The organism is Actinospica sp. (assembly GCF_035552695.1).
Taxonomy (GTDB): domain Bacteria; phylum Actinomycetota; class Actinomycetes; order Streptomycetales; family Catenulisporaceae; genus Actinospica.
In genome coordinates this window covers 1-2,174 of the sequence record NZ_DASZKT010000031.1, presented here as the reverse complement: position 1 = coordinate 2,174, position 2,174 = coordinate 1, and the positions used below count along the sequence as shown (strand labels likewise).

2 protein-coding genes and 2 pseudogenes are annotated in these 2,174 nt (G+C 70.7%); 2 read left to right on the top strand and 2 right to left on the bottom strand.

Annotation, left to right across the window (positions count from 1 at the left end; all coding sequences use genetic code 11):
* Positions 1–170 (bottom strand): annotated as a pseudogene (locus tag VG296_RS32725) (phosphoserine transaminase); the annotation flags it as partial.
* 30 nt (positions 171–200) lie between these two features.
* A complete protein-coding gene (locus VG296_RS05365; protein ID WP_325563686.1) occupies positions 201–1,301 on the bottom strand; it encodes a citrate synthase 2 in 1,101 nt (366 codons plus the stop codon).
* 99 nt (positions 1,302–1,400) lie between these two features.
* Between VG296_RS05365 and pdxH the strand changes: the two genes are divergently transcribed.
* Both pdxH and VG296_RS32720 read left to right on the top strand, forming a co-directional pair.
* Positions 1,401–2,009 carry a pyridoxamine 5'-phosphate oxidase gene (gene pdxH, locus VG296_RS05360; RefSeq protein ID WP_325563684.1) on the top strand — a complete coding sequence of 203 codons (609 nt, stop codon included), beginning with the start codon at positions 1,401–1,403 and terminating at the stop codon, positions 2,007–2,009.
* 80 nt (positions 2,010–2,089) lie between these two features.
* Positions 2,090–2,174, top strand: a pseudogene (locus tag VG296_RS32720) (dihydrofolate reductase); the annotation flags it as partial.

Sequence of the window (2,174 nt, the reverse complement as noted above, 5' to 3'; positions counted from 1 at the left end):
CCGCTACGGATCCGCCGCACGAGTGCCTTAACCGGCGGCTGCCTGTGCGACGTGCCTAGCTCTCGCGCCGCCGCGAGAGCGGCGACCTGCTCCTGGCGGACCTTCGTCGGGCCGCTGCCGAACCGCCCGTCACCGGGCTTGAGGGTCTCTGGAATGACGATCCTGGTCACGGGGCTAGCCTAACGCGGGCCGCCAACCGTTTATGGCAAGGCCTCAGCCGCGCCGGCCACGTCCCTGACCGGGCGCGGGGCGGGGCCTATGTAGCGGGCCGACGGGCGGATCAGGCGGCCGGTCCGCTTCTCCTCCATGATGTGCGCCGCCCAGCCCGCGGTCCTCGCGCAGGTGAACATCGCGGGCGTGATGTCCGCGGGTACCTGCGCGAAGTCCAGCATGATCGCGGCCCAGAACTCGACGTTCGTCTCAAGTACGCGGTCAGGGCGGCGGGCGCGCAACTCGGCGAGCGCGGCCGTCTCCAGGGCGAGCGCGACCTCGTACCTGGGCGCGCCAAGCTCCTTGGCGGTGCGCCGCAGCACCCTGGCCCGGGGGTCCTCCGCCCGGTAGACGCGGTGGCCGAAGCCCATCAGGCGGCCGTGCGCGTCGAGAACGGACTTCACGTACCCCTCGGCGTCGCCGCTGCGCTCGACTTCCTCGATCATGTAAAGCACGCGCGCGGGGGCGCCGCCGTGCAGCGGCCCGGACAGCGCGCCGACCGCGCCGGACAGCGCGGCGGCCACGTCGGCCCCGGTGGAGGCGATCACCCGGGCGGTGAACGTGGAAGCGTTCATGCCGTGCTCGGCGGCGCTCACCCAGTAGGCGTCGAGCGCCTTGACGTGCCTGGGGTCGGGCTCGCCGCGCCAGCGGACGAGGAAGGCCTCGGCGGCGGTCTTCGCCTCGTCGACGTGCCTTTGCGGTACCGCGGGCTTGCCCGCGCCGCGCGCGGACCGCGCGATGATCGCGAGCAGCTGCGCGCAGGTCCGGCCGACGTCCTCGCGCGCCTGCTCCGCTGAGATGTCGAGCAGCGGGCGCAGGCCCCAGCGGGCGCCGAGCGCCGCGACGCCGCTCTGCGCGTCCACCCGCACGTCGCCGGTGCTCACCGGCTGGTCGAGCGGCTCGGCCGACGGCAGGCCGGGGTTGAACGCGTTATCGACGAGCAGCCCCCAGACGTTACCGAAGGGCACGTGGCCGGCGAGTTCCTCGATGTCGACGCCCCGGTAGCGGAGTGATCCGCCTTCCTTGTCGGGCTCCGCGATCTTGGTCTCGAACGCCACGACGCCTTCGAGGCCCGGCTTGAAATCAGACATCGGCCTCTGGTCTCCTCCCGGTTGGGATGTTGAGTCGCTTGATTCAAACCGCGGTGGCCGTGGGCCGGACAGGGCGGGCGCGTGTAAAAATCTGCGTTTATGAACAGGATGTTGAATCCAGAGATGCTTGACAGCTCACCGTTCCGACAGTTCACGCTCTGGTTCGACGAGGCGGTCAGCGCCGGGCTGCCCGAGCCGCACGCGATGGTGCTGACGACGCTCGGCGTCGGGGAGGGCCCGCACGCGCGCACCGTGCTACTCAAGTCGCACGACGACACGGGCTTCACGTTCTACACCAACCGGACCTCGCGCAAGGGCCGGGACCTGGCCGCCGATCCGCGCTGCTGCGCGCTGTTCCCCTGGTACGGCCTCGGCCGCCAGGTGACCGTGGAGGGCGTGACGCGGCCGCTGAGCATGGCGGAGAGCGAGCCTTACTACCACTCGCGGCCCTGGCTGTCCCAGATCGGCGCGTGGGCGTCGCGCCAGTCCTCCGTCCTCGCGTCCCGGGCCGAGCTCGACGACCGGGTGGCCGAGCTGTCCGCGCGGTGGCCGGAAGGGAGAGAGGTCCCCATGCCCGACTTCTGGGGCGGGTACCTGATCGTGCCCGACCGGATCGAGTTCTGGCAGTCCCGGCCGAACCGGCTGCACGACCGGCTGAGCTACCGGCGCTCGGGTGACGGCTGGGCCATTGAACGGCTGTCGCCCTAGGGCGCGCCAGCGAGGGTCTTCTTAGGTTTCTCACGGTGGTGGCGCGAGCGCGTAGCATCACTGTTGGGAGGAAGGTTTCAGTGACTGCCCATGGGCTTATCGACACCACGGAGATGTACCTCCGCACGGTGTTCGAACTTGAAGAGGAGGGGATCGTCCCGCTGC

What these genes read in the sequence shown, in the direction of transcription:
- VG296_RS05365 (WP_325563686.1), bottom strand. Translation starts at nt 1,301, where the DNA reads ATGTCTGATTTCAAGCCGGGCCTCGAAGGCGTCGTGGCGTTCGAGACC.
- pdxH (WP_325563684.1), top strand. Translation starts at nt 1,401, where the DNA reads ATGAACAGGATGTTGAATCCAGAGATGCTTGACAGCTCACCGTTCCGA.